Annotated in this window: 24 protein-coding genes, 1 tRNA gene and 1 pseudogene; 7 read left to right on the forward strand and 19 right to left on the reverse strand. The window is 49.8% G+C overall.

The window, feature by feature from the left end:
- The first annotated feature begins 14 nt into the window (after nt 1-14).
- A complete protein-coding gene (locus tag ACLH1U_RS24390; RefSeq protein ID WP_142991176.1) occupies nt 15-728 on the forward strand; it encodes a hypothetical protein in 714 nt (237 codons plus the stop codon).
- 959 nt (nt 729-1,687) lie between these two features.
- On the opposite strand, the gene ACLH1U_RS24395 is transcribed toward ACLH1U_RS24390, so the two are convergent.
- From ACLH1U_RS24395 to ACLH1U_RS24405, 3 genes and pseudogenes are all read right to left on the reverse strand, one after another.
- The gene (locus tag ACLH1U_RS24395) at nt 1,688-2,983 is read right to left on the reverse strand and encodes a helicase HerA domain-containing protein (RefSeq protein ID WP_411299492.1); all 1,296 of its coding nucleotides are present in this window, start codon (nt 2,981-2,983) and stop codon (nt 1,688-1,690) included.
- Nucleotides 2,980-4,128, reverse strand: a complete 1,149-nt coding sequence (locus ACLH1U_RS24400) for an SIR2 family protein (RefSeq protein ID WP_236948346.1) — start codon at nt 4,126-4,128, stop codon at nt 2,980-2,982. Before ACLH1U_RS24400 ends, ACLH1U_RS24395 begins: the two co-directional genes overlap by 4 nt.
- A 215-nt stretch (nt 4,129-4,343) precedes the next feature.
- Nucleotides 4,344-5,441 (reverse strand): annotated as a pseudogene (locus ACLH1U_RS24405) (tyrosine-type recombinase/integrase).
- 314 nt (nt 5,442-5,755) lie between these two features.
- On the opposite strand from ACLH1U_RS24405, the gene ACLH1U_RS24410 reads away from it, so the two are divergent.
- The gene (locus tag ACLH1U_RS24410) at nt 5,756-6,964 is read left to right on the forward strand and encodes a site-specific integrase (protein ID WP_411299493.1); all 1,209 of its coding nucleotides are present in this window, start codon (nt 5,756-5,758) and stop codon (nt 6,962-6,964) included.
- A gap of 59 nt (nt 6,965-7,023) precedes the next feature.
- On the opposite strand, the gene ACLH1U_RS24415 is transcribed toward ACLH1U_RS24410, so the two are convergent.
- From ACLH1U_RS24415 to ACLH1U_RS24465, 11 genes are all read right to left on the reverse strand, one after another.
- Nucleotides 7,024-7,425, reverse strand: coding sequence for a C2H2-type zinc finger protein (locus ACLH1U_RS24415; RefSeq protein WP_232421273.1), 402 nt, complete (start codon nt 7,423-7,425; stop codon nt 7,024-7,026).
- Between the two features lie 96 nt (nt 7,426-7,521).
- Nucleotides 7,522-7,731 (reverse strand): hypothetical protein, encoded by a 210-nt coding sequence (locus tag ACLH1U_RS24420; RefSeq protein ID WP_411299494.1) that lies wholly within the window; start codon nt 7,729-7,731, stop codon nt 7,522-7,524.
- 113 nt (nt 7,732-7,844) lie between these two features.
- Nucleotides 7,845-8,861: a major capsid protein gene (locus ACLH1U_RS24425; RefSeq protein WP_023300772.1), complete on the reverse strand. Its 1,017-nt coding sequence runs from the start codon at nt 8,859-8,861 to the stop codon at nt 7,845-7,847.
- An 18-nt stretch (nt 8,862-8,879) separates the two neighbouring features.
- Nucleotides 8,880-9,236: a hypothetical protein gene (locus ACLH1U_RS24430; RefSeq protein ID WP_411299495.1), complete on the reverse strand. Its 357-nt coding sequence runs from the start codon at nt 9,234-9,236 to the stop codon at nt 8,880-8,882.
- A gap of 662 nt (nt 9,237-9,898) precedes the next feature.
- Nucleotides 9,899-12,064, reverse strand: coding sequence for a chemotaxis protein (locus ACLH1U_RS24435; protein WP_411299496.1), 2,166 nt, complete (start codon nt 12,062-12,064; stop codon nt 9,899-9,901).
- Entirely contained in the window at nt 12,064-12,438 is a 375-nt protein-coding gene (locus ACLH1U_RS24440) for a hypothetical protein (RefSeq protein ID WP_411299497.1), read from the reverse strand. Before ACLH1U_RS24440 ends, ACLH1U_RS24435 begins: the two co-directional genes overlap by 1 nt.
- Before the next feature lie 114 nt (nt 12,439-12,552).
- Entirely contained in the window at nt 12,553-13,029 is a 477-nt protein-coding gene (locus tag ACLH1U_RS24445) for a hypothetical protein (protein WP_411299498.1), read from the reverse strand.
- On the reverse strand, nt 13,030-13,827 hold the full coding sequence (locus tag ACLH1U_RS24450; protein ID WP_411299499.1) for a hypothetical protein: 798 nt from the start codon (nt 13,825-13,827) through the stop codon (nt 13,030-13,032).
- Nucleotides 13,802-13,978, reverse strand: coding sequence for a hypothetical protein (locus ACLH1U_RS24455; protein ID WP_219939926.1), 177 nt, complete (start codon nt 13,976-13,978; stop codon nt 13,802-13,804). Before ACLH1U_RS24455 ends, ACLH1U_RS24450 begins: the two co-directional genes overlap by 26 nt.
- 152 nt (nt 13,979-14,130) lie before the next feature.
- On the reverse strand, nt 14,131-14,577 hold the full coding sequence (locus ACLH1U_RS24460) for a hypothetical protein (protein ID WP_219939927.1): 447 nt from the start codon (nt 14,575-14,577) through the stop codon (nt 14,131-14,133).
- Between the two features lie 1,555 nt (nt 14,578-16,132).
- Entirely contained in the window at nt 16,133-16,678 is a 546-nt protein-coding gene (locus ACLH1U_RS24465) for a recombinase family protein (RefSeq protein ID WP_411299500.1), read from the reverse strand.
- Between the two features lie 311 nt (nt 16,679-16,989).
- Between ACLH1U_RS24465 and ACLH1U_RS24470 the strand changes: the two genes are divergently transcribed.
- Entirely contained in the window at nt 16,990-17,283 is a 294-nt protein-coding gene (locus ACLH1U_RS24470; protein ID WP_411299501.1) for a hypothetical protein, read from the forward strand.
- Nucleotides 17,276-17,485, forward strand: a complete 210-nt coding sequence (locus ACLH1U_RS24475; protein WP_411299502.1) for a hypothetical protein — start codon at nt 17,276-17,278, stop codon at nt 17,483-17,485. Before ACLH1U_RS24470 ends, ACLH1U_RS24475 begins: the two co-directional genes overlap by 8 nt.
- Before the next feature lie 40 nt (nt 17,486-17,525).
- Here ACLH1U_RS24475 and ACLH1U_RS24480 read toward each other — a convergent pair whose 3' ends face one another.
- From ACLH1U_RS24480 to proB, 4 genes are all read right to left on the reverse strand, one after another.
- Complete coding sequence (locus ACLH1U_RS24480; RefSeq protein WP_411299503.1) at nt 17,526-18,377, reverse strand: DUF4393 domain-containing protein; 852 nt, start codon at nt 18,375-18,377, stop codon at nt 17,526-17,528.
- A 560-nt stretch (nt 18,378-18,937) separates the two neighbouring features.
- A tRNA-Thr gene (locus ACLH1U_RS24485) sits at nt 18,938-19,010 on the reverse strand.
- Between the two features lie 113 nt (nt 19,011-19,123).
- A complete protein-coding gene (gene proA / locus ACLH1U_RS24490) occupies nt 19,124-20,377 on the reverse strand; it encodes a glutamate-5-semialdehyde dehydrogenase (protein WP_004147253.1) in 1,254 nt (417 codons plus the stop codon).
- 10 nt (nt 20,378-20,387) lie between these two features.
- A complete protein-coding gene (gene proB / locus ACLH1U_RS24495) occupies nt 20,388-21,491 on the reverse strand; it encodes a glutamate 5-kinase (RefSeq protein ID WP_411299504.1) in 1,104 nt (367 codons plus the stop codon).
- 289 nt (nt 21,492-21,780) lie between these two features.
- Here proB and phoE point away from each other — a divergent pair, with 289 nt between their 5' ends.
- Entirely contained in the window at nt 21,781-22,833 is a 1,053-nt protein-coding gene (gene phoE, locus ACLH1U_RS24500) for a phosphoporin PhoE (protein WP_023288537.1), read from the forward strand.
- Nucleotides 22,834-22,877: 44 nt separating this feature from the next.
- On the opposite strand, the gene ACLH1U_RS24505 is transcribed toward phoE, so the two are convergent.
- Nucleotides 22,878-23,444 (reverse strand): C40 family peptidase, encoded by a 567-nt coding sequence (locus ACLH1U_RS24505; protein WP_032426068.1) that lies wholly within the window; start codon nt 23,442-23,444, stop codon nt 22,878-22,880.
- A 411-nt stretch (nt 23,445-23,855) separates the two neighbouring features.
- Between ACLH1U_RS24505 and ACLH1U_RS24510 the strand changes: the two genes are divergently transcribed.
- Entirely contained in the window at nt 23,856-24,725 is an 870-nt protein-coding gene (locus tag ACLH1U_RS24510) for a DMT family transporter (RefSeq protein WP_048296798.1), read from the forward strand.
- A 95-nt stretch (nt 24,726-24,820) separates the two neighbouring features.
- Nucleotides 24,821-25,486 carry an HAD family hydrolase gene (locus tag ACLH1U_RS24515; protein ID WP_411299505.1) on the forward strand — a complete coding sequence of 222 codons (666 nt, stop codon included), beginning with the start codon at nt 24,821-24,823 and terminating at the stop codon, nt 25,484-25,486.
- The last annotated feature ends 358 nt before the right edge of the window (nt 25,487-25,844 follow it).

The raw sequence follows: 25,844 nt of genomic DNA on the forward strand, positions 1-25,844 counted from the left end.
AACAAGGATAAAGAATGAAGATTGACAACATACAACTACACTCTTTCTTACGCTCACAGAATATAACGTATTTTCATCACGCAAATACTGTAGCAACTGCAATATCTTTTATTAGGAATGGGGGGCTAGTTTCAAGAAGTGATATTGAAAGACTTGGAGCATTTCAAACGATGCAGGAATCCGACCCGGAAGATAAGCAATATGACGTCTGGGGAGATGTGTTTTTGGACACAGTGGACCTTCATGGTTATTTCCCGAGACAAAACCTATATGGTCCTGTTTTGTTCAAGTTTAATATGGATTTTCTACTTCATGAAAATTTAGATATATGGATAACAAAAACAAACCCAATGTTTTGGGTCCCAAACATGTCAAGTAATGAAAGATATTTCCAAGGCATGTCTGACATTTTACTGAACTGGAATAATTTTGAACGCCAACGCAAAATGATAACAATACGAAAACCATATCACCCAGTACTATTTAAGTACTTGGAGGAAATAGTTCTTGATGATCCCAGCGTTCAAATTTATGACGAAACCGTACTTTATGATGTAGCACATACATTGTTAAGTATAGAATTGAACAATGTTCAATTGCCTTTAACACTATTAACAAAAAGACGTTGTGGCGGGTGTTTTTGCCAAGATAATTACCTAAAACAATTAACTATAGAGAAGTTAATAAGTTTATTTTTAGCACCACAACATAAGCATTGGAGAAACTAGACTTGCGATATTTAAATAACATTTAAAAATTTTCCACCTCACCCTCTGGGGCTTGTTCAACAGTTGACCGACCTAAAAGCGAGTTTTAGGCCGGTTCACCGTTCGGATGTGAAAAAAATGATTAGAACTTAGTTTTGTTTGATCTCCTCCCTGAAAACAGTGCCAGGCTAAACTGAAGTCTCCGGTCTTTCTTCCATCTCACAGAGAGGCACATCGCCATGAAAAAGACCAGCTATACCGAAGAACAGATAGCACTGCACTGCATTTTGGCCAGGGTCAAAACCCTGGAAATCTCGAAAAGTGCGTGGAACTAAAACGGGTGCGCTTACACAATGTCAAAAAATATATTTGAATTTTTATATATGAAAGAAGCAAAGCTTCACTCTACGTCTTGTATGGACAGCGAGATAATCTAGAGTAACCTTCTATATCAGGAAGCCCTGAAGACATTCACAGGGCACATTCTGTTAGAGTTAATATTAAGCTGGAGGTAGCGCCCAAAGTTCTTCAAGGTTCACATCGTCGCTGCTGGGTCGATGCTGTTTCAGCAGCGGTTCAATTTTCAATATCATTGGAAGATCAAAAGCGGTTCCAGTGACTACGCAGCAGCCCTTGGCTAGAGTCGGTATGAGAGCCTTAGAACTGGAATCTAACGTGCTAATTGTATTATCTAATAGCATAAGGTCGCGATCGTTAACCAATCGGTGTATGAAGAAATTGTGAATCTGGGAAACAATAGTAGGTGAAATGTCTGCAGGCCGCTGACTAGATAGTGTGAGGTATACGCCATACTTGCGTCCCTCCTTAATTATTTCTTCAAAGAGTTCAAGCCGGTAGTCTTTCCAGATTTCATGCTCACGGGTGGACTGCTCTGACAAAATATTGTGTGCCTCATCAATGATAAGATGCAGAGTCCGGCTTGGAGGGCTTTTAAGATTCTCTGCATCTTTATGATTTGTCTAGAAATTTTTGGCTACAAGCAGTGGCAAGATCTTTTTTATCTCATTCTTGCATTTCTTTAAAGATATGACATGTAAGAGATGCGGAGGCTGTGGCACATCAACGATTTCAAGAACATTACGCAGAGCCGATATAGATGACTTGGCCCTAGCTAGCACCGGTTGAATGTGTTCGTATTGGGCATAGCCAAATACAACATCTGAACAGAGTTGGAGGTAGCACCGCAATATTAGTTCGTCGAATTGATCAATTCCATCTAAATTAACACTCTCATCAATAATGGGTTTGATATTCGCGTCAAATCCATTGCCATTTGAATTATAGTACGTGCCGCTGGTATGCTTAAAATACTTATCTTTATTGTAATAAATAATTCCTTTTAAATGATCTTGAAGCAATTCGCAGTCAATCATGCGTGCAATTTCACGACTCAAATCCAAAGCATCTGATTTCGCTTCACCTGTACTAAAAACTTTTTCAAAAACCTTTTCTACATACCTTTTGAGTGGCGTAGTTTTAAATTTTCCCTTACCAGATAGAACGCGACGCAGAAATGGCTGTTGTGTGTTCGTAGTTGCCTGAAACAAGAGGCTTAGGGTTTCGATATCCCAAAAATGAGCACCTTCAATCTTGAATTTGTGCTTTGCTTTTTTAGAGTCCAGCACTGTGATTTGCTTATTCTTAGCTGGTAGTAGCTGATCTTCCGTGTATTCACCATTAAAATCTATGATAACGAACTGGCTCTTGTGCTGTAATGCTTGGAGTCGCTCATTAAAAAGTGTAGTATAAAGTTTAGCTAGCGTATTAGATTTACCACTCCCGGTGTTACCAAATATGCCCAAATGGCTGTTGAATAATCGCATCCATGGGAGGTTGATGGGTACATTCTCCTTGAGCATGGAGCCAATAAAAAAGCCTGTTTTACCGTCCGCCCCATAAATTTTCCCTACCATAAGTTCGCTGAGTAGAGATGCCTTGTCTCGGATCATCGGCATGTACTTCACACCTTCAAAAAACTTATCATCTACTATATAACCAATGGGGCGAACATCCACTTTTCGTACATATTGGATCTTCTCGGCATCAGTCTCTAGCTTTTTCTCATCCAAAAATTCACCTTCAACAAGACAGACAATATCTATAAAGCCTCGCTGAATAGATACGTGCTCCCGAAGTGAAATACCTCTGTACTTAACTCCTCCGTAAAAAATAGTCTCATGATTGGAGTCTTCAAAAATTCGAAGGGAGATACGCACTCCACTCACTGCAATGACCTCACCTACGATGATACTCATATCAGATCCTCCTCTTCAGCTTTTAATGGAGGCTCATAAGTGTCTGGCGTGAGTGAGAAAACATATTTATTGAAATTGGTGAAGTCCATATTCATATCTTCAGCGGGCCCAATTACTTGGACGTTTTTCCAAGATTTGAATTCTTCCCGCATGCTATTTGCACTATTGTTGCTATAACAACAAATAAAAGTATGAAGTTGTGGGTTGGAGAGGGAGCGTTGGATAAGTCTGAGAATGTGTTCATCAGCAAACGAAAAGCCAAACGTTATGAGTATAGAATTTGGTTTTTCAAGCTCATAGCTTAATAGCCTGAGCATCTGGTAGTAGTGTTCTTCGAAGACAGTTTCGTAAAACTTCCACTTAGTGGGGTTGACAATAGGTAGCTTATTGTACTCCCCCCAGAAAATATCTATCTGGTCTTGATTGAATGCCAAGGATGGAATGCCTTCGGTTCTGTTGCCATCGACACCAAGAAATTCGGAATATCCATTTAAATTTCCGAGTGTCTCTTCTGTCAAAAGGTTACTAAAATCATTGCGGTAATTGACTTCAATCTTATCACCGCTTTTTGACCAGTAAACCGAACCGTGAAGATGGATAATATTTAGCTGCGGGATGCCATAGTTGCTTCGTTCAAATACTCCAGTATGACAATGAAAAGTACTGAAGTTTTTGGAATGAAGATGCTTTGTGTGAAAACCGGAGGTACCATCATTCACCACAAAATCATGTGATCCCTTCATGAGAAGGCTGTCAGCTGTATGGGACAGGCATCCATCATAGTTTGTGGTAAAAATATTGATTTTGCGGTTGAGGTCTTTCCTTCTATCCAACAACCCCAAAAGGGTTGTTAAAAAAATCTCATAATTCTTGAGATTTTCTTTTCCTTTATTCGTTGTAACGAAACTTGGATTGAATGTCTGCACTGGAAAAATACATGTGTTGTAGTAGTGCATGAATAACGCGGTTCGCTTCTCTGGCGAGTTTTCAAACTGTGTGGCGAGCGTCTCGATCGTTTCTCGCCGTCCCTCTGCATTCTTGATGGCTAGGGACAGCGTCGGGAACAAGTCTGCTGAAGCGCCTGAGCCAATCAGTATGTTGATGTTCTTATTGTATATATCCAGTGGCTGGATAGCCTCAAACATACTTACCTCCCTTATTTAGTTTTGTTGAAAATAGCATCGAAGTGTAGGCAGGCCAAGCTTCGGCTTTTGCACAAATTTTGTAGCAATGTTCACTACTACTCTGATTTTTCGACTATTGTAGCGGATGGCATATATTGGCCTCATACCGGCCTAAACATCCAGACTGACAATAATCTTTTTCGAGGCTGTCTTTCAAAACATTAAGCTCGTAATAATCAATTCCTTCGTAAAGTACTAGTATAATCCGTATACCACTGCATCATCTCTCTTCGCCCTTCCAGATACTACGCATGGTTATACGTCCCACGAATCGCATTCTTATCAACGTGAGCCAGCTGGGTTTCAATCCCTGCCGTATTGAACCCTTTCTCATGCAAAATCGTACTCATCGTCTTACGGGGATCATTACGCCTTGGGAATACCAGTGGATATTGCCCAGTCATCACTTTGAGCTGCTGTACGATTTCCAGCGCTTGGGTAGATAGGGGGACAAGGTGAGGCCGTTTCATCTTCATACGCTCTGCGGGGATTTCCCACACCGCTTTTTCAAGATCAAATTCACTCCAGAAAGCACCTCGGAGCTCGCCTGTACGAACTCCCGTAAGGATCAGCAAACGTGCGGCAAGAACAACTAACGGGCCGCCTGTATAGCCAGAGAGAGCTTTAAAGAAGTCTGTTAACTCCTCAACGGTAAGGAAGGGATAATGCTTCGATTCATGCCCTGTCATCGCACTGGTTAGATCCGCTGCAGGGTTATATTCCGCACGACCGGTAACGATGGCGTAGCGAAAGACTTCGCTGCGGCGCTGGCGAACCTCCTTAGCCTTCTCTGTCGCGCCACGGCTTTCCATTCGACGTAGCACATTCAGTAGAACTAGCGGTTTGATTTCATTCACAGGCTGCTGGCCGATATAGGGGAAAATATATTTATTGAAAGCTTCAATAATGTCAGAGGCATAGCCTTCTGATCATCGGCTCACCTTCGTTCCGTGCCATTCAATCGCCACCGCCTGAAACGTGTTGTTGAGCCGCACATCGCGAACCAGCTTTTCTTCTTTCTTGGCGAAAGACGGATCGATGCCCTCGGCCAGCTTTTTCTTGGCTTCATCACGTAATGCCCTCGCTTGTGCAAGGGACACTGCCGGATAGACCCCAAAAGCCATACGCTTCTCTTTTCCATTGAAGCGATATTTCATCTACCAGTATCGGGAACCAGAGGGAACGACTTCAAGATACAAACCAGCACCCTCTGCCAGCTTGTAGGCTTTCTCTCTGGGTTTAGCGGCGTCTACCTGTCGTACATTTAGCTTCATTGGGGGCATCTACCTGGACCGAACACAGAATGCCACCACTTATGCCCCCAATAGGTGCTTGATTTCGGTTGAATCCAGTGGATAACGGAAGATAAGAACCGGGCTACAAAGCGCAATATTCTTGGGTTTAATAGATTTCGGTTTACTTGGAAAGCGTTTGAAATGGTGCCGATAATAGGAGTCGAACCTACGACCTTCGATTCCAATGACGTGTTTCACAAGTCATTGATTCTTCGAACCGTATGCGCTGCTCCTGAAAGGCAAAACTGACACAACTGATCACAGTTGCCCCTGAATATTAGATCGGGGGAAAGATGAAATACAAGCCTAATGCGTACCTTGTTAAAGAAAACTCTTCGGTGTACTCCGTCAAGGTCACTATTCCGCCTTATATGCGTTCCCTTTTTGGGAATCGAACAGCATTCATGCGTACAACTGGCACGGCAGATATCAGGGAAGCCCGAATCATTCGTGACAAAGTCATGCACGAATTTTTTGCTATCAGAGACCGACTCAAGCCAAAACCCCAACGTAACAGTGTCGATCGCGTCCTGGTGGAACTGCGCTCTATCAACCAGCATGTAAGCCAAAATAATGGGATAGACTTCGCCACGGCTCGTGTGTGTCCCTCCCTTGTTCAACTGCGGGATGAATTTATTGTCCAACACAGTGACAGGCGCAAGCTGTCTACCCTGAGCAAGTACATTAAGGCGGTGGAGGTCTTCACGGCTCATTTCCGGCGTAAGGATTTCCAGTTGCAGGAAATCAACAGGACTATGGTCACCGATTGGTTAGACAGCGCCAAGCAGGAGAAAGCCAGCCAGACACTGGCGAATTATCTTGGCTGTCTGTCCCAACTAGTGGCACAAGCCCAAAACCGCTATCACGACGCACCGAAAGCCAATGTATTCACGGGCCACAAACTGGACGTGCGCCATGATCGAGAAAGCTACGAACCCTTTAGCGGTGACGAACTGGCTAAGGTGTATGCGATGCTTGATGAAGAGATGAAAGCCGTTGCGATAGTGGGAATGTATAGCGGTATGCGCCTTAACGAAATCTGCTCTCTGCAAATCAGCAATATCAAAACCGTTGAGGGGGTATGGTGTTTCGAGGTGACGGAAGGTAAGACACGCAATGCGGCGCGGTTGGTTCCTATCCATAGCAGGCTATTCGCTCTCGTTAAACGGCTTATCCAGAACAACCACAACGGCTTTCTGTTCTACCATGCCAGCATCACAGAACGTGCAGACGGCAAGCGCTCAACGTGGCACACACAGCGATTTACACGAGCTAAGCGTAAAGCGTTGGGTGAGAAAGGCACGGAACGGAAGGTGTTTCATAGTCTGCGAGGAATGTTCATCAGCCAGCTTGATCGGGAAGGTGTACCAGAGGACAGGATCGCTTTGATTGTGGGCCATGAGAGGGGGAAAACGGAGAGTTTCAGAACCTACAGCAAAGGGCCAGGGATGAAGGAACTATCGGAGTATGTGGAATTGGTGGGTTATGAATTTTGTCCTTAGTATTACATTGCCGCCATCTTAATGGCGGCAAACTATGGTGATCACTTATGGTAAAAAAACTACCCGTCGTATCTTCCCCATTTCGCGATACCAGCGCGAGCCTCAACTTCTCCTTCGCGGCTAACCAAAGAGTCAGCAAAGGCTAAGTGTGCATTCATGTAAGCATCAAAATCTTTCTGAGGAACACCGTTTTGAAGAGCGCGGTTCCACCATGAGTAAACAACAACCAATTTTCCAAGTTCTGGATCTTCATTCTTGAGCCGCTCAACACCGCCGTCGTTATGAGCAACAGCCCAGCCGAAAGCCTTAGAAAAATCTCGGACTTTACGTGGCTGTATACCTGAAGCCAGCTTTTTATGCTCTGCCGCATGGTACTTCTTGTCATCCGCATCAGAAGGGTCATACAACATTCCGCATATTCTACAAGTTGTCATGTCACTATCCTTTTTAAGTTCAATCATTACATCCAGAGGATAAAACGATTACATGATTTGGGGCGTTTATCCATAGCGGGATAGTTCACAGACACAAAAAAAACCGGGCGGTTTCCCGTCCGGTTAGTTAATGTTCTTCTTTCGTTTCTCGCTGAGGTAGTACCTTACTGCGCTGTCGAATCCATGCGTGTGGATGCGGTCCAACAGGCTGGAACGACTACAGCCGAGCCGACGGGCCAAAGCGGACATGTTAATAATCGCATCGTCATTGGTCCCGTCTAAAATCCACTGCATCAACGGCATGTTGCCAGTACCGATCAAAGCTAATTTCATATGTATCTCCTCTTCTTTGCCTCCAGCACCGAAGGTGTCTCGCAATAGCGAGAGTGCTTCGCACCGTTAGCCTCGCCAGCAGCGGGGGCAATGCGCCCCCAAAATCCGCTGTCTTACGCTGCGTCGTCCATAGTGACCTTCAGAACGAAGTCCGGACGCATTGGGATTTGAATCTGTGATAACTCGCTGACCACCTCATAGTTCATGAACTTATCACGCAGAACGTAATGGTAAGACGGATAAACCGGACCATTAGCAACTTCAGCATGACGGCTCGCCGGAGTCTGGTAAGTCATATACGGAGACAGGTCACCTTCTACGATGTTGGAGAATGTCGCCAGCATGTAGCCTTCACCATCTGCAATGCCGTACAGCGGGTCATCTACCTGTACCACGGTTACGCGCCCAATGTTATATCGGTCATATGCACCCAAAGTGTCAGGGAAAATGATATCGCGGGACGTGGCTTGGAATAATGCTGCCTGATATGCGGTTGGGTTCGCCTGAATAGCGGCGAATAACGAAGGTGAAGCTAGCAGATAAACCTGCTTAATGCTGGAAGACCAACCACCCAGATTTTTCTTCAGCAGAGTGACAGCATTCTGCATCTCAGTAATAACGTTGGCACTGGTGCCAGTCTTCACGGTTGTTGTTGGCTGGCTAATGCCCCAGAAGGTTTGCCAGTTCAGATCAGGGCCTTCGCGTAGATGTGTCGCCTCTACAGTATTGTGAAGCAGGCTCTGCGCCATGGCATATTCAACATCACGGCGGGTTTGCAGGTAGTGCTTCAGGGTATGATTAGCAACTACATCTTCAGCGGTCATCTGGCGATTTGTTCCCGGCTGACGTTTCCCCTGCCAATCCTGGCTGGTGATGGTTGAACTGTAGACATGCAGTGGAGCCTGAACGGTCACGTTAGCCGCTTTAGGGAAGTTTAGACCCGACATTTCCGAGCCATAACGGGCAACAGATTTGGTCACTTCACGCTGCACATCTTCCAGTGTGTCGAGCGCGATGATTTGCGTATCACTTGGACGGCTGGTAAAGATCCCTAGGCTGGACAGAAGGAACCCCTCGCCGCTTGGCTTCACGAACTGACCGGAAAGGTTAGTAAAATCACTTAATTTCATATTGTTATCACTCCTTGATTAGATTGCGGTGTTTGCGTCAGCAATGCGGTTGCCTTGCTTAACAAGGGCAGCGTAAGCAGCATCTTTTGCAGCGGCAGCTACAACCAGACCAGATGGATTGAACACACAGCCACGGTCTGAAATGACCAGGCTACGGGCATCACCTGCAATTTGGTTTTGCAGAGCTACAGCACAGTTATCAGCATCGGCAGCAACGTATGCCGCGCCAGTGGTCGGGTTGATCACATCACCACAAGTCACATCAGCAGCCAGATCAAGGATCACTTCTCGTTTGTGAAATACAGGATCTTGGGTATAAACCAATACACTCTGTGGGGTTTTACTTTCGTATTCGAACGGCATATTTTTCTCCATACAGTTAGTCGCCAGGGCGATTAACGGTTTACCGTTAACCTGCACGGCAGGCAGTTATTGTTATTCGGCAGATTTGCCGAAATTTGCTTCAGCTATAAAAGAGGCCGCACAAAGGCGACCTTCTTAACTTCGTGTTCCAGCAGAAAATACCCGTTATCAGGTTTGACTCTGTCAAATCGCTACCAGCGATAAAAAAGACCAAGGCGAGAATATCCCGCCTGGTGTAGGTCAGTAGTTTTCTGATGGAGATATTTGGAAAGCATGATCGGTGGGTCACGCTTTAGGAATGAGGGAGCACAGCAGCGGGAGACCTCATATCTTCGCTGCCGCACTCAATGCCAGTTTTCGTCTGACAAGACGGCCTGTCGAGGAGGACAGGACTTGGCAAATCCACCTTGGGTGGAAATCTTTTCTGATACAGCCAGCGGCAATGGCCTAACCTTACCGTGAGAGGGTGCGGATATTGGCTGTATGAGAAAAGGCCCGCACGGTGTTCACACAGGCACTTTAAGTAAGGAGAAAGGGAAAAATACATTTGGCTGTTGTAATTCACCTTGTATATTATTTTAACACGGGACTATTTCTTTTGCAACAAATTTCACGGGAAATGTTGACTTCTCGATAAATTTGATATATGAGCGGCAGATTCGCCGCCCTATATATTATCCCTCCGCAACCGCAAGAATAAGGTTGTTTTGGGCCTGTTCGTAGTCCCTCAGCTTTGTATCAATCAGACCGTTAATAGCGCCGTCATTCACGTTAATATCAAGCGGTGAGAGTTTAATCTCAGCTTCGCCAGTGACCGCAACAGGAATCGGCTGTCGCTGAGTCATGCTGTCAATTGTCGGAACCGTGAACGTTGGTTGCTGGGGTTGTATTGAGTTGAAACCAGGAACATTCAACGCTAGCGCTGGATCGTTATACGCCGTGCCTGAGCCAATATTGCTCGGTGCTGAACTATCCAGCCACGGGTAAATCTGCTTAAGCGTCTGACCGATGCTACGTGGATCAAAGCCGGTCTTTTCCTTAATCCAATCGGCAGCACCATTTGCGGAGTCATCTACCACGCTCGTATAAACCGCATCCGGCAGTGTCGCACCTTTCTTGAGTTGTTCACCAACTCGACCAGCGAAGGAGAGAATGTTGGTGGTTAGCTCACCAAGGGCAACGCCGAGGGCATCGGAAATTGGGATCAGTCCAGTCATATTCTGACGTAGAGTGTCAGTATTGGCAGCGTACTGCCCCAGGCCTTCAACAAACGAGGCTGAGAAGTGATCCGCAAGACTGGTTTGTACTCGGTTGTACTCAGCACCCAAAGCTGCCAGTTTATCAAGGTTGGCCTGCTGTGCATCAGATAGGGTCCATCCTTCAGAAGCGAGTTGATGCATACGCTGGATAAGTCCCTGCCCCTCATCGTTGAACACTTCGAGGAAGACCGAACCATCATTCACAGCCTCAGCCAGGTGCCGGGTCTGGTTGTCTGTCCATTTGAAAGTCTTCTGCAACTGTTTCAGGTAAGTGATAAAGGTCGGAAAGTCCAATTTTTGGAGTTCACCGATCACCTTTTGGGCTACCTTCTGGTTGCCGTTGGTGGAGGTCAGCACGTTGTTGATGATATCTGCGAACTCGCCACCGCCGCTGAAATTCACCTGTCCAGTTTTCTTGTTACGTTTGAAAGAGCCGGTGTTCAGCAATTCCCCAGACCTTTCGAGTGTATCTTTATTTAGATCGCTTAATTTATCAGCACTCAGTGAGTAGCCGACACGGCTCATAGCCAGATCCTGAAGTGCAGCAAACTCAAGGTTGCTGATCCCGTACTGCTGGAGTTTTTTCACATCGCGAGAACGCTCAAGGCTTCCCTGAAGGGTCTGACCAACACGAGAAACGCCCATACTACCTACTAAGGACGCACCACCAATAACACCAGCGGCAGCAAGACCTGCTCTCCCACCACGGCTTTCTGTGCGTACACGACCAGCACAAACGCCAGCGGCTTTCTGCTCACGGGTAATACGCTGTTGCAGGCGGGCCTGCTTGCGTAATTCTGTGGTGATACGAGCCATTTCGAAGCGGGTCTCTTCAACCGTATAGCGCTCTTCTTTCTGGGCTTTAAGTGCCTCTTTTGCTGCACTGATGGCTTTGTACCGGGTAGCAACGTCAGCGCCGTTCACGTTTGCCAGAGTCAGAGCGCTACGGCGCAAACTGTTGTAATAAGTCACCTCACGCTTAAGGCCTGCCTCTTTCTCACGCTGGCGCTTCTCCTCCAGGGCCATCGCCTTTTTGGTGGCTGCGATGTCAGCAGCAACAGCGCCGTGTCCACGGTTCATTGCGTCAGTCTGACGGGAAACAAGACCAGGATCGTAATGTTGACCGCCCATGTTAGGGTTGTAGGTCATCGCTCGTGATCTGGCTGCGGCCTGCACTTTTGCGGATATATTGGCTAAACGGGCGTTTTGTCTCCGGATCTGTTCACTATCTGCCAATTGTTGAGCCTGCCCTCTGGCGTTAAGAGCCTGCATTTTCCGGGCGTGAGCCTCTTCCTGTTTTGCGATCTTTGCCTGGGCTTGGGCCTGGCGTTGTTGCTCTAGCGAAAGCTTTTGAGCCATTTTGAGGCGCTGTGTTTGAGCGCGGGCTGCTTCAAGAGCCGATTTACCCTCACTCTGGGCGGTTCGCTTCTGAGCTTGCTCCAGCGCTTTAGCGGGTTTGGTAGTTAATTGCTGAAGTGACAGAATTTTCTTCTTCGCTGCTTCGTAACTAGAGCGGGAAATTTCCCAGCTTACGATATTGACGGTGCTCGTCACTATCTTGTTGGTTGCTCCACTACTCATTACACCCCCTGCTGCTTGATGATATTGCCGTAACGACCAGGATCGGATTTTGCGAGTGCAGCAGCCGCTGCTTTAGCTTTCTCCAGCATTTCAGGATCGATGTGGTCAGCGGTATGTGAGACAACCGGACGGCTATCAGCACCCAACGATTTTATAATCCGTTGTTCAGCACCAAAGGTGTCTCGCATTGGCGAGAGGGCTTCGCCCCGTTTACCCGTGGGTGTTTCAGCTGGGGCTGATTTGAGCAACTCCGGATGTTGATCAAGAAAGTTATCGGTGACGCTCTTCAGATTGTCCCGCGCTTTTTGAAGTTCGTATTCCTCCGGTGTCATGCCATGCATTGCGGCGAAAATCCGGTCTTTTATTGTGGTCATTTTTAAGGTGTCTCCAAAGTAGGATCAGCCCATCACAGACGCAGCGATACGCCAGCCAGACAACGGGCAGGTAAGAAAAGATTGCTTCAAAGTTCATTGGCTCCCGATGTGGGATTATTTGGATTTACGCTTAGTGCGCTTCTTCTTCACAGTCGGCAGTTTGCAGATATTCGCGAACACGTCAGGGTAGTACCCCAACATTTCAGCGTCAGTGATCCCTGCATTGTGAAGGTAATATCGAAGGCTTACGTATGACAGACCATCGCAACGCTTGCGGATCTGCTCAGGATGCATTTTGCTAACCCACATTTCATGGACAAATTCTGTCCGGGCTGTCGGTGTCATCATCGCCCAGGTCACCGCTTGTTTTTGACGTGCGAGCCGCCAGACTTCAGCAAACGGAAGATCTAGTGTATTTGCGACAATTTGCAGTGAAAATCCACGATTCAATAGCAAACGTGCTTTACGTTGTGTTTCCAGGTCGGATGGTTTGGACCGGGATTTGTATGTCGGATTCTCCAGGACGGAGAAAAGGCGAGATAGCTTTTGTTCTTCATCTGCGGTCAGTTCACCGCTAACGTGTTCACACAATTATTCCTCCATCACATAAGCTACCGCTGCGTCAATTTCTTCCGGCGGTGGTTCGCAGCAAACATCTGGCTCAATAAAGGTTTCCTGCCCCTGATGGATTTGCTCGTGGTCGTCATCATCTGGGGCTACAAATTTAAAACTAGGTTTGGGTCTACCATTTCGCGGGAACTCAACGACATTTCTCCCGGTTGAATCACTCAGTAATGGATCATCACTACCGGATAAATCAACATCGACAGGAATATCCACAGCAGGTACACCGTCTGGTTTTCCAGCAACAGGCGCGGCAGATTCCACCACGAAAGATTCCACATCACGTTTCTGCTCACTCTTACCGCTCTCTTCGGTTTTAACTTTTTGTTTTTTTGCGATGGTAACTACTGCATCACCCTGCTGTGACAATCCAGCGTTGAGTTCAGCCAGTATGTCATCGGGATCTTTGACGGTATAGATACAGTGAGAAGTGTTGCTCTTGCCCTCGTCAGGGATTGTTTTCCAATCTATCCATCCCATTTTTTTAAGTGCTTTACGAGCACGTTTCACCGTAGATTCTGAGATCCCCGCGCAATCATCACTGATCCGAGGGATTGATACCGTTACTCGCCCAGTGGTTTTCTTCCACCCCAGAAGGTAGCCGTATACTGCGACAATATTAATGTCGATTTTTACCCCATTAAATTCACGGATTCGAGAAAGTAGAACCGGACAGGGGGAAAATGTATCAACCGTGATTGGTTTGTCTTCGTTCGGCTGCGGTAGTGATTTGTAAATTTTAGTTTCTACGTTCTCGGTCGTCATTATATCCTCGCTGGTTATCTGTTTTGCTCTTTTCAATTATTTTTGCTGCCGTTTGCAGCAATTCGCTGCATAATTTCGCCATTGGCATGTCGCGCCGGTTCGCCTCTTTCAGCAATGCGCGGTAGGTCTCATCCGGGAACGAAATGTTCATGCATCTTTTCTCCTGTCTGTCAGATATGGGAATACGCCCCTGCAATCGTGGATTAACGATCAGGGTTCTGGCTAGCTTTGTGCCTGCATTTATTCGTATGGTTTGCCGTGTTTGCGGCTATCTGGTCTGTTCGGCGACGCGCCGAATTGGTATTAGTGGCGGGTAGTTGTAGCGGTTGGAAAATCACCGATTACGCTATAACCGTACTTTTCGAGTTGTTCCACACCATCCGTAGCGATTAGCAACAAGGTTATCTGCTCATAAGTAAGGTCGAGACCCAGCTTTTCAAGATACATCTGGCGATAGCCCTTCAGCACGGGGGCTAAAATCTCTGTCAGTGTTTCCCCTGCGGCGTATTTCTGGGAAAACGGACGGATAAGATCCTTGAAGGCTTTACAATCACGCGCCTTTTTACGCTCCTCACCAATTAATCGAAGTGCTTCGCGCGTCTCCGGATAAATCCTGTCGGCCTGCCTTGCGCCGCCGGGTACACGATTACGAAAAGCGTGAAGGTTTTGGATAGATGTAACGCCGTTTAATACGGCCCATGCGATAGATTGTGCATCCTGTGTATAATCAAATTTGGCAGGTTTTCCCATTTGTTCTCCTTTTGTAGTTAAAATCAGTTCATTGCATTGAGTCACCTCAATCGATAATGTATATTTTATACCAAATGAGAATAATTGTCAATCTCATTTATCATTTTAAAGGCGCATTAGTGGCAGTGTTATATGTCAACACCCAGCAACCTTACATGGGACGATTCTATTTGTCAATCCCTTTATCATAAAACGCCGTCAGAGGCTCCAGTTTCAACGCTGCAAGCGAAGCGGCACAAAAAGTCACCAGCAACAGGAGAAAGACGCTCAGAACGCGACAGAGAGCACTACAGGGCCGTTAATGAACGATATCAATGAATGCTCGCGCCGCCCCGGAGTAGATCGGGTAAACAAGCTTGTCCCTGTCGCCAATCGGCTCCGTTCACATTGTACTGACGCGCTCGCGCTTGTCTCCCACACATAGCAGCGTGTAACGCTGTTGGCGTAGCCTGTCGGGTACCCGAGTCACAGAGCGTAAGCGATGGGCTAACGAGGGTTATAGGGTATGCGGTGGCGTGTCAGTTTACGCTATCGCTATAACCTATTACCCACACAGATATCTGAAGTGGCAGAGCCATTCAGAGCGGAGCGATAAGACATCACTCCTTTAACACCCCCAACAAAATAGACGCATGTCTATTCCAGACCTTGACCTTTGTTTTAAAGATTTTATGAGTGTTTTTATTGTTGGTTTTATGGTGTTCTTATTGCAGTTCATACAGACCCTACCCTGGGTTCACTGTGGACCCACCACCAGTTCATACAGACCCTACCCTGGGTTCACTGTGACCATACCCCCCCTCCCCTCTGACAGAAGACACCCTGCATTCTCCCGTAACAGTTAAACCGACGCTGATAGAGTTGTGGCATAGTATTGTATGGTGAGGAGTTCAGGGAACGGCAGAAACTGCGGCATCGATGATAAACTCCTGACCACACTCAATCCGATAACCTCACGATAAATGAATATCATCATGGTCATCGACTCATCCGCAGTTCTAACAGCGGTTATGTGGTGATCCATAGAGGATCTAGAGTTTACCTCGCGTTTGAAGAAGAAAGAAAAGGACCGCCAAGATACACTTTCCAGAAAGGAAGTCAATACCTGTTGTGAATAAATCGTGTTAATCGCAATTAAGTGCCTGTTAAATCATAGAAAATGCCTCGTAATACCCCGCCTGGTGTGTTGGACAGTGTACAGATGTTGTGATCACTCTGGTGTAAGGTATGCAGCGAAGCCTCGTCAATACTGAGTGCGTCAATTCTGCCGCTCATGTTGGTGCTAAACCTCACACCCTTTCTAAACCACTTTTTCATAAAAAATAAAAATCACACCCAAAAAACCTAAAAAGATACCCTCTGGTGGCTCCTGTATCGCGCTGTGGGATGTCGTGGATTATTGATCTGTTAGTTTACATCCGGTGGGGGATAACGCCACAACGCGCTTCTGGTGGAGCATACGGGGCTATTGGTGGGACTGCTTGAGCTGGTGTGGATTTCAGACAATAAAAAACCCCGCCGGAGCGAGGTCAAAGGGAGGATGTGAGAAGATAGATCAGGCTTCGGCCTTAATGTTCATGACCGTTCTGGTGCTCACGTTGTGGCTTTTTGCGATAGCACGAATGGTTTTCCCTGCTGCGAGTTCTGCTTTAATGGCTTCACGGTCAATAGAGCGACCTTTGCCCCGTCCGGTGATCCTGCCTGCGGCTTTTGCTGCTTCGTAACCTTCCCGCTGGCGCTCCAGCATCGTTTCACGTTCCATCTGTGCGACTGCTGCCAGGACGGTCAGCATCATATTACCTGCCGGAGAGTTCTTCCCGGTCTTAAAATCCTCTTTGTGGAACTGAACAACCACACCACGTTCTGTTAACCGCTCAACCGTTGCCAGTAGGTCAGCAGTGTTACGGCAAAGTCGATCAATGCTGTGAACATGCAAAACATCTCCTTCACGGATGTAGTTCATCATCGCTTCAAACTGTGGACGCTGCGTGTTCTTTCCTGAAGCCTTATCTTCAAAGACCTTATCGAGTACCACGCCTGCCAACTGGCGATCTGTGTGCTGCTGTGTTGTCGATACCCTGATGTAACCAATGTTCGCCATCTCATCCCCTTATCATAATGTTGCAAAATGCCCATATGGATTAAATTACAACAATGTATTACTTTAAAGCAAGGCTTTTTACTACAAAAAGACAGCGTTTCGCCTGTTGTAATAAAGCGAGGCAAATTGCAACACAAGCAAAGCAGTGTAACTCTGTGACAGCGCTATGATATTCGCCACAGATCCCATGAAATTATTAGGGTGCGAATCACTTAGCTCAACAGATCACCAATAGACCAAGAGATATTTTAAGCTTAAGAATGTAAACTTAAGTGAGAAAAAGTCAGTTCATGCACAGAGACAAGGATTAAATGTATCCATTAAGTTCCTTCGGACATGCGTTGCTTTCACTCATAGTGTTAGCTATCACTATTGGTCTGATCATTCGGGCAATACAAAGGCCTCTGCTGGCTCTAAAAATCGTTACGATGATTTCAGTACCAGTTATTTCTTCTTGGATTACCATCTATGCCTTAATACAAGTCCTCAGATATTTTGAGGGTGATAAAGATGCCCAGATTGTGGTCGCCTTACTCGGAGGCTTGATAATGTTTTTTGCGTGCAGCTCATTCATGATTAAAATTTTGAAGGTGAAGGATGAATAGAATCATTGTTGGAATACTTATCTTTCTTCCATTGGCGGCTCATGCAGGAAAAATAACCATGAGCAGCCCCGATGAACAAGAGTTACAGGGCGGGAAACGGCTTTGCACTTACGAAAACAGCATTTATCTGTTTACGCTGGTGACTCGCTCGCAATCCTGCCCTTTCTCAAAAACGTTCGATACCTTGGACAACGAAAAGTAATACCGCTGTACTAAGGAGATCTTATAAACTCATGATTAAACTACTGTGCCGTTGCTTGAATATGCACCACCACAGGGGGGCAACATGCTAGCGCAAATTGTCGGCCAAAGTCAGTGATCGTTAATACAGACTTTTTTATTTCGGTTTGTCGATTGAAATGTCTCATTTCTTCAATCTTCGAAAGAATTTCAGGATGGTTGATTAACGGTGAATACCAAGTATCACTACTATATGCCATACCTTCAGGAATTTCACACAACCCCATCCTTACTAAATTATCTAAATATGCTGGGACAAGGTGTATATGTTCGCAGCCTGCTCTTTGGCCAATTTGCGAAAAGTTTCTTAGGACGATTTGGTGTCCATCAGAAATGGTCTTGTTAGGGCTTGAAGCCTTGATCGAAATAAGAGGGTTTATGGTTTGGCTTGCAGTGAAACCGCGCACTATCTTTGCTTCATCAGGAGTCAGCTGTTTTATGATATCCACAAATGCGGGGTGGGCCTTTTGTATTGTATCTTCATTCATAGCAGTGGCTAGCAATGAAGCATACATTTCGCTCAACGATTCCTCATGACCTGTATATCTCAGAGCCTCTATTGCAGGACCCGCAACATTCGGGGAAGGAGTTACAATTTTCTCAGGGGGAACATCCTTGAGTTTTTCAGCAACCTTAGTGGCAGTAAAATCGCGAATCTGTTCATATCCCCATACTAAACCACTCACTGGTGCTAAAGCGACATTGACAAGTTTTGCTACGGTTCCAAGGGCTTTACCAATCTCCTGTGCCGCTGGCTGAAGCGCATCCTGATAAATCGGAACTTCCTTTGCCACTGCTGCAACTGCATTCGCTACATCTGCAACTTTGCTATTAGTAGATTCTTCATCAGCCATATCAGTCACCAGTAAGATCTGAAAGTATCAAGGATTATACAGTTGCCGCTTCGTATAGGTAATCATAGAACTTCAAAAATTTGAACAATAGGAGCCATAAAGCCCCGTAAGTGGTAAGGAGACAAGCGGAGCCGTTAGGCGACTACATTAATGTACAGAGAGATCACACCTTATCAGGGTGCTCGTGTACCTTTCGGAGCGTGAGCGAAGCGCTGGCAGAGCCTGCATATCGTGTGCAGGTACGTTTACCACTATTCACCTGTTTACGTGGCTCATGGGGCCACACATCGGGCTTAAATGCGTGTGATCAATCTGTTTCGGGATGGTTTAGAGACGTTGGCGGCGTCATCAGCTTCGAGTTGATAGCGGTTCGTGTGGACTGTTCACGCTTTGTACCTGTTCGAGCTTTACAACTACAGGCCGCTACGTGCTAACATCCCTGAATAGCCACTGTTAACCATAGCGGCAACTGTTGGTCATAGAATCCCTTAAAAAAAGACTGTACCTTGAGAACGACAATCGTCTCAAGTCATTATTTTTAAAGGATTTTGTTGTGTGAGTGCCGATAATAGGAGTCGAACCTACGACCTTCGCATTACGAATGCGCTGCTCTACCAACTGAGCTATATCGGCCCTGCAAGAGGTGTTCACGAGCGTGAATCACGAGGCAAAAGGTTAGAACTTAGCGGGCGATGCGTCAATAGTCAGTGGAATCAACTGCCTATTTTTGCATCGCCCGTTCTCATTTACGCACGAATGGTATCGTCGCCGAAACCAATCCACTTATAGGTGGTTAACGCTTCCAGCCCCATCGGGCCGCGGGCGTGCAGCTTCTGGGTGCTGACCGCCACCTCCGCGCCGAGGCCGAACTGGCCGCCGTCGGTGAAGCGGGTGGAGGCGTTCACGTAGACCGCGGAAGAGTCCACTTCATTGATAAAGCGGTTGGCGTTACGCAGGGTACGGGTCAGGATGGCGTCGGAGTGCTGGGTGCCATGCTCGCGGATATGGGCGATAGCCTCATCCATATCGGCCACCACTTTGACGTTCAGATCCAGCGACAGATACTCGTCGTCATACTGCTCCGCTTTCACCGGCTCGACCTTCGCTGGGCCGTTTTGCAGCGCGGGCAGGGCGGAGGGGGCGGCGTGCAGGGTGACGCCGCTCTCGGCCATCTGCTTGCTTAACGCCGGCAGGAAGGTGTCGGCGATGTTGCGGTGTACCAGCAGCGTTTCCACGGTATTGCAGGTGCTCGGCCGCTGGGTCTTGGCGTTGACGATGATCTTCAGCGCAGGGGCGATCTCGGCGGTTTCATCAACGAAGATATGGCACACGCCAATCCCACCGGTGATCACCGGGATCGTTGACTGCTCGCGGCACAGCTTGTGCAGGCCCGCGCCGCCGCGGGGGATCAGCATATCGATGTATTTATCCATCTTCAGCATTTCCCCCACCAGCGCGCGATCCGGGCTCTCGATAGCCTGTACCGCGGCGGCCGGCAGACCGCACTCCTGCAGCGCCTGCTGGATCACCTTCACCGTGGCGGCGTTGGTGCGCCAGGTCTCTTTCCCGCCGCGCAGGATCGCCGCGTTACCGGTTTTCAGACACAGGGAGGCGACGTCGACCGTCACGTTGGGACGCGCTTCATAAATCACGCCAATCACCCCCAGCGGGACGCGGCGACGTTCAATACGCAGACCGCTGTCCAGCAGCCCGCCGTCGATCACCTGGCCGACCGGGTCGGCCAGATTGCACACCTGGCGCACATCGCTGGCGATGCCGCTCAGACGCGCCGGGGTCAGCGCAAGGCGATCGAGCATCGCTTCACTCAGACCATTGGCGCGAGCTTCCGCTAAATCTTCCGCGTTGGCGCGCAGAATATCGTCGGTCTGCGCTTCCAGATAATCGGCGATCTTTTCCAGTACCTGGTTCTTTTCCCGGCTGGAGAGTAACGCCAGCTGCCAGGAGGCCGCTTTGGCGGCAATGCCCATTTGTTCCAGCATTTTCAGCTCCTTAACGGATGATCATATCATCGCGGTGGACGGCCACCGGGCCGTATTCGTAGCCCAGAATGGCATCGATTTGCTGCGAGTGCTGGCCGGCGATAAGGCGCAGCGCGTCGCTGTTGTAGCGGCTGACGCCGTGCGCGATATCGCGTCCTTCGCTATTGCGGATGCGGATCACTTCGCCGCGGGAGAAGTTGCCGCTGACGATTTTGATGCCTTTTGGCAGCAGCGAGCTGCCTCGTTCGAGGATCGCCTGGGTCGCGCCCGCATCGACGGTGAGTTCACCGGCCGGCGGGGCGCCGAAGATCCAGCGCTTACGGTTCTCCAGCGGAGACTCCTGCGCGTGGAAGCAGGTGCCTACCGGCAGGCCTTCCATCGCGTGGCCGATGACGTCCGGGCGGTTGCCGGCGGCGATAATAGTATCAATCCCCGCGCGGCAGGCGACGTCCGCGGCCTGCAGCTTGGTGCCCATGCCGCCGGTGCCGAGACCGGAGACGCTGTCGCCGGCGATGGCGCGCAGCGCGTCGTCGATGCCGTAGACGTCTTTAATCAGCTCCGCCTGCGGGTTGCTGCGCGGGTCGGCGGTGAACAGGCCAGGCTGGTCGGTTAACAGCAGCAGCTTATCCGCCCCGGCGAGGATCGCGGCCAGCGCGGAGAGATTGTCGTTATCGCCCACTTTGATTTCCGCGGTGGCGACGGCGTCATTTTCGTTAATGACCGGGACGATGCTGTTATCCAGCAGGGCGCGCAGGGTGTCGCGGGCGTTGAGGAACCGTTCTCTGTCTTCAATGTCGGCGCGGGTCAGCAGCATCTGGCCAACGTGAATGCCATAGATAGAAAACAGCTGTTCCCACAGCTGGATCAGACGGCTTTGTCCCACCGCCGCCAGCAACTGCTTGGAGGCGATGGTGGCGGGCAGTTCCGGGTAACCAAGGTGCTCGCGCCCGGCGGCAATGGCCCCGGAGGTCACGATGACAATACGGTGTCCCATGGCGTGCAGCTGTGCGCACTGGCGCACGAGCTCGACGATATGGGCGCGGTTCAGGCGACGGGACCCGCCTGTTAAAACACTGGTGCCCAGTTTTACCACCAGCGTCTGGCTTTCACTCATGATTCTCTGCCGTTCAAAAGGAATATCGATATCGAGCTGATGTTGTAGCAGGAGTCGGCCCGCTTGCCAACACCCGGGGCGGCGGGCGCGCCATTTTATTGCGCGGGATCGGGCATTCTGGAGAGGGAGTATGACAAAAATATGTCAGATACATTTAAATACGCTTTTTTATAAAAAGTTCCACCTTGTCATAAATATTTAATCTCGCGGCGTTAAAAAACCTCCTGTTTTTGATGGGCGAGCGCCCGCAATTGAATAGCGCGTATAAATAAATCACCAGGACTGAATAATGAAAAAGAGTACTCTGGCATTAATGATGATGGGCTTTGTGGCTTCAACGGCGACGCAGGCAGCGGAAGTTTATAATAAGAACGCGAACAAGCTGGATGTGTACGGCAAGATAAAAGCCATGCATTACTTCAGCGACTATGACAGCAAGGATGGCGATCAGACCTACGTGCGTTTCGGTATTAAAGGCGAAACGCAGATTAACGAAGACCTGACCGGCTATGGCCGTTGGGAATCTGAATTCTCCGGTAACAAAACCGAGAGCGACTCCAGCCAGAAGACTCGTCTGGCGTTTGCCGGGCTGAAGCTGAAGAACTACGGCTCCTTCGACTACGGTCGTAACCTTGGCGCCCTGTACGACGTGGAAGCCTGGACCGATATGTTCCCGGAATTCGGCGGCGATTCCTCTGCTCAGACCGATAACTTTATGACCAAGCGCGCCAGCGGTCTGGCGACCTACCGCAACACCGACTTCTTCGGTCTGGTGGATGGCCTGGATATGACCCTGCAGTACCAGGGTAAAAACGAAGGCCGTGAAGCGAAGAAACAGAACGGCGACGGCGTCGGCACCTCGTTAAGCTATGACTTCGGCGGCAGCGACTTCGCCGTCAGCGCGGCCTACACCAGCTCCGACCGTACCAACGATCAGAACCTGCTGGCCCGCGGCCAGGGTTCGAAAGCGGAAGCCTGGGCGACCGGCCTGAAATATGACGCCAACAACATCTATCTGGCGACCATGTACTCTGAAACCCGCAAGATGACCCCGATCAGCGGCGGCTTTGCCAACAAGGCGCAAAACTTTGAAGCGGTGGCGCAGTACCAGTTCGACTTCGGTCTGCGTCCGTCCCTCGGCTATGTGCTGTCGAAAGGGAAGGATATCGAAGGGGTGGGGAGCGAAGATCTGGTTAACTACATTGACGTGGGCCTGACCTACTACTTCAACAAAAACATGAACGCCTTCGTGGATTACAAAATCAACCAGCTGAAAAGCGATAACAAACTCGGCATCAACGATGACGACATCGTCGCGCTGGGCATGACCTACCAGTTCTGATCAACTTCAGAACCACCCGCCGCAGCCCAGGCTGCGGCTTTTTTTTAGCGGCGATTCTTCGCCAGATGCAGGGTGTCGCTGTTCATGGTGATCTGCGCGTTATACTCCTTCGGCAGACGACGCGCCTGATAGAACGCCGATTCCCAGTAAGGGTTGTCCAGCGAAGAGCGCATCACGCCCTGGCTGCTCGAGGCGTGAAGGAAATTATGATCGGTATCGTAAAAGCCGACGTGCATGCCGGCCCGGGTGCGGAAGAAGACCAGATCGCCGGGACGTAAATCACGCTTATCGACCCGCACGCCCATGTGCAGCAGCTCGCGGGTGGTGATCCGCTCCATCGGCAGGTTAAAGCGATCCTTCAGCGTGCGCCAGACGAAACCCGAGCAGTCGACGCCGCTTTGTTCAGTCCCGCCCCATTCATAGGGGGTTCCCTGCCAGGTGTGCATCTGGTCATGCAGGGCCGCCACCACCGGGATCAGATCGTCCGATCCGCCGTCAATGGTCATATCCGCATGAGATTTTGTGTGTTTTGCCTGTTTCGGTGAGGAGGAGCATCCTGCCAACAACAAAAAAGGAATTAACAAGAGAGCATGCTTCAGTTTTGGCTTCATATCGTTATTTTCGAAGTAGCAAGCAGACTGCTTTGTTTTATAGCCGATTAAAAAGAACGGCTAAATAAGTTGATGCCGCCTTTACGTTTATTTACGATTAAAAATAAACAACGATGGGATGGATCAGCCATAAAGGGCAGTTGTCACTTCGCAACAGCCTGTGCCAGGATTCTGTCATCAACATCTCACGAGGCATTCCATGACGCATAACGCCATCGCCACCGAGACTTTACCCGGCGCCGCTTTCGACGCGGGGTGGATGACGTCTGCGCCTCATTATTGCTTCGCCACGCTCTGCCCACCGCCTCCCCCTCCAGACCGGGTTGTTTTCGGCGCTTAACGCCGTCTTTCCAGGCGCTTACCTGCCGGTATGACGCTTGATACCTTGTGTTTGACGTTCGGGAGCATGCTATGCACGTTCGCTATTCTCTGCTCGCCTCGCAGGCGACAACGGCCACCTTTGTGCTGCTGTGGGGCAGCGCGGCCATTTTCACCCGCTGGGGACTGGACAACGCCTCGCCGATGGCGCTGCTGGTCTTTCGTTTTCTGGTTGCCCTGGCAGCGCTGGCGCCGCTGGCCATCGCCCGTCGACGCTGGCTGCCCGCGCCGGGCACTCGCCTGCAGACAGCGGCCACCGGCCTGATGCTGATTGGCGGCTATTCGGTCTGTTACTTCGAGGCGATGGCCAACGGCGTGACGCCGGGGCTTATCGCCACCATCATGGGGATCCAGCCCATCCTCACGCTTTGCGTGGTGGAGCGCCGCCTGCAGGGGCGGCGGCTGCTGGGGCTGCTGATTGCCCTGGCGGGGCTGGTGTTGCTGGTATGGCGCAGCCTGGCGGCGTCGCCCATGGCGATGACAGGGATCCTGTTTGCGCTGGCGGCTCTGCTGCTGATGACCTTTGGCGCGCTGTGGCAAAAGCGCAGCCGCCAGTCGCCGGCGGATGTCCTGCCGCTGCAGTATGCCGTTAGTCTGGGGCTGTGCCTGTTGATCGCCCCGGTCAGCGGCTTCCGGTTTACCGTTAACGCCGGGTTGATTATTCCGGTGCTGTTTCTCGGGCTGCTGATTTCGGTGGTCGCCCAGCTGCTGCTGTACCGTCTGCTGAGCGCGGGGAATATCGTCAATGTCACCAGCCTCTTTTATCTGGTGCCAGCGATCACGGCGCTGCTGGATTATCTGCTGCTGGGCAATCGTCTGCCGGCGGCGGCGATGGTCGGTATGGTGGCGATCGTCGGCGGGATTGTGCTGGTGTTCCGCACCGGCAAGGTCCGCGCCGGCTGACGGCGAGCCGGGCGCGGTGGCGTCCGGTTCATTTTCCTGTCATCTTTTTTACGCATGCTCCCGGCAGCTTATTTTGACCAGTAAGGGAAGGTACCATGGGCAACACGCTGACGATTTTCGATCTCGATAACACCCTGATACAGGGCGATAGCAGTACGATCTGGAGCCAGTTTATGGTTCGCGAAGGGCTGGCGACGCAGAAGGGGTATCTTGCCCGCGAGGCGCGGCTGATGGCGGATTATGACCGGGGAGAGATGAATATCGCCGATTATGTGGCCCTGATCCAGGCGCCGCTGGCCGGAATACCGAAATCGGACGTAGACGCGCTGGTGGCCCGCTGCGTGCGTGAGGCGATCCTGCCCCGGGTCTATCCGCAGGCGTGGGAACTGATTCGTCGTCTGCGGGCCGAGGGGGAGCAGATGCTGATTATCTCCGCCTCGGTTAGCCTGCTGGTGCAGGCGGTGGCCGCCGCGCTGGAGATTGAGCAGGCGCTGGGCATTGACGTGGCGATGGTCGACGGCGGCTACAGCGGGGAGATTGCCGGGATCCCCAGCTATCAGCAAGGGAAGGTGGCGCGTCTGGCGCAGTGGCGCGAGGCGCATCCGCAGTATGACGGCGAGGTGACTTTTTACACCGATTCCGTTAACGATCTGCCGCTGTGCCTGCATGCGGATCGCGTGCGGCTGGTCAATCCCTGTCCGCAGCTGCAGGCGGCCGGTGCCGGATATGGCTGGCCGGTGCTGAGCTGGCGGCTGGAATAGCGGAGCGGATAAATGCTTCTGCGGGTTCAGTCGTTGTCGGCCGGATAAGGTTTGAGCCGCCATCCGGCATAAAGGCGGCTTCGTACTGGCGGTCATTGCCCGGCGGCGCTGCGCTTGCGCGGGCCTACAGACTGAGCTGGCGGCTGGAATAGCGGAGCGGATAAATGTTTCTGCGGGTTCAGTTGTTGTCGGCCGGGCAAGGCGTGAGCCGCTATCCGGCATAAAGGCGGCTTCGTGCCGGCGGTCATTGCCCGGCGGCGCTGCGCTTGCGCGGGCCTACAGACTGAGCTGGCGGCTGGAATAGCGGAGCGGATAAATGTTTCTGCGGGTTCAGTCGTTGTAGGCCGGATAAGGCGTG

The organism is Klebsiella sp. 1SOBk5mer (assembly GCF_046603115.1).
Classification (GTDB): domain Bacteria; phylum Pseudomonadota; class Gammaproteobacteria; order Enterobacterales; family Enterobacteriaceae; genus Klebsiella; species Klebsiella quasipneumoniae.